The organism is Vibrio sp. 1557 (assembly GCF_033340175.1).
In the GTDB taxonomy this organism is placed as follows: Bacteria; Pseudomonadota; Gammaproteobacteria; order Enterobacterales; family Vibrionaceae; genus Vibrio; species Vibrio alginolyticus.
Map to the genome: position 1 here is coordinate 1 of NZ_JAWOVZ010000057.1, position 4,963 is coordinate 4,963.

Below are 4,963 nucleotides of genomic sequence, written 5' to 3' on the forward strand. Positions count from 1 at the left end.
AGTTGGTTAGAATACCGGCCTGTCACGCCGGGGGTCGCGGGTTCGAGTCCCGTCCACTCCGCCACTTATATTAAGCCCCAGTCGAAAGACTGGGGCTTTTTCGTTTGGTCGTGTCCCCTAGAAATGCATTTACACATTGAAGGCGAGACAATACGACTTTCTTTACCCTTTTGGCACATGAGTTTCTCAGGAAGATGGGCCTGCTGCCTGCACTTCCAATTACTCCGAGTTTGTATTATGTCCTTGTTGAAAGATTGGTCATTTGAACAATGAGTCTTTATAACACTCGCCCTCAACCGTAGTAGAATGAATAGTCTTCCTCACTGCGCGTTTTGTTAGCGTCTCTCTTAAACAATAATTTTCTACATCTTATTTCTCAAACATTCATTGCTTCCATGTTTAGAGCGGGACCGTCGTTGCGTGGATTACGCAATTTCCCGAAATATAGTGAGGAAGAGATCTAAGTCTTCCGAAAATTAATGCCTTTTAGAAAACTTTGTTTTCTTTGCTGAACTTGCTAGTAGCGATTAACCTAAGAGGAGTTCTTGAGGAGTATGTTTGATGATGCAACAAATAAAAAATGAAACGCTGAAATCTGTATTTAAGCAATGGTCTTCCGAAGAGGGAATTGTGGTCATCAACCCTGCAACTGAGCAAGAGTTAATTCGGTTAAAGCCTAGTACTCTTGATGAGTTAGATGATCTCATTGGTCAGTGCAAAACGGAGCAAGTCCGTTGGGCTAAATTAAGTGCCAAAGAGCGCTCTCGTCGTTTGAGGGGGTGGTATCAACTACTTCTTGATAATGCAGAAGACATAGCCACGATTATTACCTTAGAGCAGGGTAAACCTTTAGCTGAGAGCAAAGGGGAAGTGATGTATGGTGCCTCTTTTGTCGAGTGGTTCTCAGAAGAAGCAAAACGTGCTTATGGCGAAGTTATTCCTGCTCCCACGACAGATAGACGTCTATCTGCAATTCGCCAGCCTGTGGGAGTATGCGCTGCAATTACACCTTGGAACTTCCCTATTGCGATGATTACAAGAAAAGCAGCACCAGCCCTAGCGGCAGGTTGTGGCATGTTGATCAAGCCATCAGAGCTTACCCCTCTCACTGCAATTGCTGTTGTTGAATTAGCTTATCAGGCTGGTATCCCTAAAGAACTGCTTTCTGTCGTGGTGTCGGAGCAGGCTGCTGAGTTTGGTCAAGTACTAAGTACTGATCCTAGGATTCAGAAGATCTCTTTTACGGGGTCTACGCGCGTTGGGAAAATTTTGATGAAGCAAGCCAGTGATTCAGTCAAGGCGGTGTCGATGGAGTTGGGTGGTAATGCGCCTTTCATCGTGTTTGAAGATGCAGACTTAGATGAGGCTGCGGAAGGGCTTGTCGCGTCGAAGTTCCGTAATGCAGGGCAAACATGTGTTTGTACCAATCGGCTATATGTTCATAAAAATGTAAAACAAGCTTTTATTGATAAAGTATTGTCGAAGTTAAGCAAATTAAAGCTTGGAAATGGTTTAGAGAAAGGTGTCACATTAGGTCCTGTTATTACGATGGCCTCTAAGCATCGACTAGAGGCGGTGATCGATCAAGCTGTACAAGAAGGAGCCTCTATTGCTAACTCTCCACAGAGACGGCCTGGTCGCTTTATGGAGCCCGTTCTTTTGGATAGTGTGACGCAGAATATGTCGATTGTTCAGCAAGAGCTATTCGGGCCTGTGTTGCCTATTGTTACCTTTGAAAATGATTATCAAGTTCTCGAAATGGCGAACGATACAGAATATGGTTTGGCTTGCTATTTCTATACGAATAGCTTGAAGCGTATTATGGCTTTTAGTGAAGGTTTAGAGTACGGCATGGTTGGAGTTAATGAAGGGATCATCTCTACTGAAGTGGCTCCATTTGGTGGAGTTAAAGAGTCGGGTGTTGGACGGGAAGGTGCTAAGCAAGGACTCGATGAATATCTGGAGACAAAGTATATTTGTCTTGGTGGTTTAAGCTGATTTCAGAGATGGCCGATTGAATTAAAAAGCTAGGTTTTTACCTGGCTTTTTTTAGTTGAAAGATACACCATTTGCCACGCGCGTTTGTGGTTAATATTTTCTGGTTACTTAGTGAGTCGATAGTTAGCTTGCGGTAAGCGGTTTTTAATAATCAAAGCGCTTATGTTATTTCGTGGGTAGTAGGAGAGAGCTTAGCTTTAAACTAATACAAAAAAGCCGCATCAAGTGATGCGGCTTCTTCTAATATGGCTCCTCCTGCTGGGCTCGAACCAGCGACCTGCGGATTAACAGTCCGTCGCTCTACCAACTGAGCTAAGGAGGAACAAATTTTAATAAGTGGTGCCGACTACCGGAATCGAACTGGTGACCTACTGATTACAAGTCAGTTGCTCTACCTACTGAGCTAAGTCGGCACAATGTCATTAATAAGTTATTAACTTAATAATGAAAATTGGCTCCTCCTGCTGGACTCGAACCAGCGACCTGCGGATTAACAGTCCGTCGCTCTACCAACTGAGCTAAGGAGGAATTGTCTTTTTAAGAGAATAAATGGTGCCGACTACCGGAATCGAACTGGTGACCTACTGATTACAAGTCAGTTGCTCTACCTACTGAGCTAAGTCGGCACATTTTATTCTTTAACATTGTTCGTGCTAAGCACCAACAATTAATAAATTGTGGTGCCCGGAGGCGGAATCGAACCACCGACACGAGGATTTTCAATCCTCTGCTCTACCGACTGAGCTATCCGGGCGACGAGGTGTATTAAAAGGCTTTTCGGCTTTCAGGTCAACAATAAAATTAAAATAAAATATCGTTTGATGAATTTGTGCTCGGAGTGGGCTGTTTTTATGCGTTTTTAGCAGCAATGCGCCATGCTTTAAGCGATGTTTTAACATTGATAGTGTGTTCACTTGCAAAATAAAGGCGATAAAAACAAAAAAGCACGTCTGAAAACGTGCTTTTTATTGAACAATTGACTTTAAACTAGTGCTTTACTGAGAACTTGTTTACCCAACCTTCTAGCTCATTCGCTAGTGAAGCTAAACTTTGAGTACTTGATTGGCTCTCGGTTACGACAGAGTTGAGTTGGCCTCCGCTTTCCTCGATAAGGTTTATGCGTAGCGCAATATCATCGCTAACCTGCGTCTGCTCAGCGGCAGCAGTAGCGATCTGCTGGCTCATTGTGGTGATAGATTCTAACGCCGTTACAATTTGCTGTAGAGCTTCAGAGGCATTCTTAGACTCTGTAACAGTGCTTTCACTGGTTTCTGCACATATTTCCATTGTGTGAATGGCATTGCGAGAGCCTTCTTGCAGATTGGAGATCATATACTGAATCTCTTTTGTGCTGTCTTGTGTGCGTCCTGCTAGGTTGCGTACCTCATCAGCAACGACTGCGAAGCCTCGGCCTTGTTCTCCAGCACGTGCTGCTTCAATGGCTGCATTGAGTGCCAATAGGTTTGTTTGCTCTGCAATATCACCAATCACATCGAGCACTTTTACAATATTATTTACATCCTGATCTAGATCGGCGACCGCTTTACTCGCAGTATTTAATTGAGAAGCTAAACCTTGAATGTTTTCAACCGTGTTATGAATGAGTTTCTGAGTATGTTGGCTTTGTTTGTCAGCCTCGTCCGTATTGTTTGCGGTGTCGCTTGCTGAATTGGCAACATGGTTGGCTGAAGATGCCATTTCAGTCATCGCAGTGGCAATCATCGCCGTTGATTGCTGCTGAGATACGGTAAGATCGGCAATCGTATTTGATCGAGCTTCTACGGCAGACAACTCTGCGCGCAGTGCATGCATAGACTTCTCTAGGTTTGTCACCATGGTAGCTAGTGATTGACTCATATCTTGCACGGCACGATAGATACTTCCTCTCGGTGCCACAGTATCAAAACTGGTCTGAATGTCTCCTTGAGCGACAGCTTGAACTGCTTTACGCACGTCGTTAGGCTCTCCACCAAGTAGATGAAGCATTTTGCGAATCGAAATGATCAGGCCACTTAGAATACTTCCCGCGATAATCAGACACAGCACAAGCTGCCATTGTGCTGTCGACCAAAAACGTGCGTTAACTTCATTAAAGCCAATACCTGTACCGACAACCCAGCCCCAGTGTGGTGTTTTTTCTGCTATCGAGTGTTTTTCTTCAATGCTGCCATCAGCTTGTTTTTGGCTCCAGGTATATTCAATGATCTGACCTGTTTTGTGCCCCAATACATCTAGAATGAGTTGGCCTACGCTATTACCACTGCCATCTCTAAAGTCATGGAAGCTGGTTCCGTGCAGTTGAGGGTCTAGTGGTGCGGCGATGAACATCATATTTTCATCTGCGACATAAACGTATTCGTTGTCTTTGTAGATATTGTTACGAAGTAGGCGAGTGGCTAATGCTTTCGCTTCGTCTTCCGGCATTTTGCCTTCGATAGCCATCTTTTCTACTTCGGTAAGTATGCTGTACGCACTTTTAAATAGCTCAGTAACTCGAGCTTTGTTATCAAGGTTACTTGCGACGCGAAGTGTCCATAAGCCCGTTGCGGTCAGAGCTAGGAGAGCTAGCAATATGATCGCAGATAATAAATAGGCTTGAGTTTTTAGTTTCATATTTAGCTCACAAATAAAGTGTTATCACTATGCAAGGCATAGCTAAAAGAAGAAATGTAATAACTCGGGCATCTTAGTGAAGATAAATATGCTCGGATACTAATGCGTATTGAAATTACGATGAGGATTAAATTTTTAGCGTGAAATAAGTGTTTTTGAAGAAAGGATTTAATGTTCGCTGATGTTTAGAAATGAAGTGCAGATAAATGGGAAAGTGAGAAATGACGTATAAAGCAGATACAAAAAAGCCGCATCAAGTGATGCGGCTTTAAAATTGGCTCCTCCTGCTGGGCTCGAACCAGCGACCTGCGGATTAACAGTCCGTCGCTCTACCAACTGAGCTAAGGAGGAA

General features: G+C 43.8%; 2 protein-coding genes and 6 tRNA genes. 1 reads left to right on the forward strand and 7 read right to left on the reverse strand.

Going from position 1 to position 4,963, the window contains the following annotated elements; genetic code table 11:
* The first annotated feature begins 561 nt into the window (after positions 1-561).
* Positions 562-1,998, forward strand: a complete 1,437-nt coding sequence (locus R7070_RS24325) for an NAD-dependent succinate-semialdehyde dehydrogenase (protein WP_081007970.1) — start codon at positions 562-564, stop codon at positions 1,996-1,998.
* Positions 1,999-2,244: 246 nt separating this feature from the next.
* Here R7070_RS24325 and R7070_RS24330 read toward each other — a convergent pair.
* The 7 genes from R7070_RS24330 to R7070_RS24360 all read right to left on the reverse strand — a co-directional run bounded on the left by R7070_RS24330 (position 2,245) and on the right by R7070_RS24360 (position 4,962).
* A tRNA-Asn gene (locus R7070_RS24330) sits at positions 2,245-2,320 on the reverse strand.
* A gap of 15 nt (positions 2,321-2,335) precedes the next feature.
* Positions 2,336-2,411: transfer RNA gene (locus R7070_RS24335), tRNA-Thr, on the reverse strand.
* 39 nt (positions 2,412-2,450) lie between these two features.
* Positions 2,451-2,526 (reverse strand) — tRNA-Asn (locus R7070_RS24340).
* Positions 2,527-2,548: 22 nt separating this feature from the next.
* A tRNA-Thr gene (locus R7070_RS24345) sits at positions 2,549-2,624 on the reverse strand.
* Between the two features lie 52 nt (positions 2,625-2,676).
* Positions 2,677-2,752 (reverse strand) — tRNA-Phe (locus R7070_RS24350).
* 233 nt (positions 2,753-2,985) lie between these two features.
* On the reverse strand, positions 2,986-4,611 hold the full coding sequence (locus tag R7070_RS24355; protein WP_104975628.1) for a methyl-accepting chemotaxis protein: 1,626 nt from the start codon (positions 4,609-4,611) through the stop codon (positions 2,986-2,988).
* Positions 4,612-4,886: 275 nt separating this feature from the next.
* Positions 4,887-4,962 (reverse strand) — tRNA-Asn (locus tag R7070_RS24360).
* Between the last annotated feature and the right edge of the window lies 1 nt (position 4,963).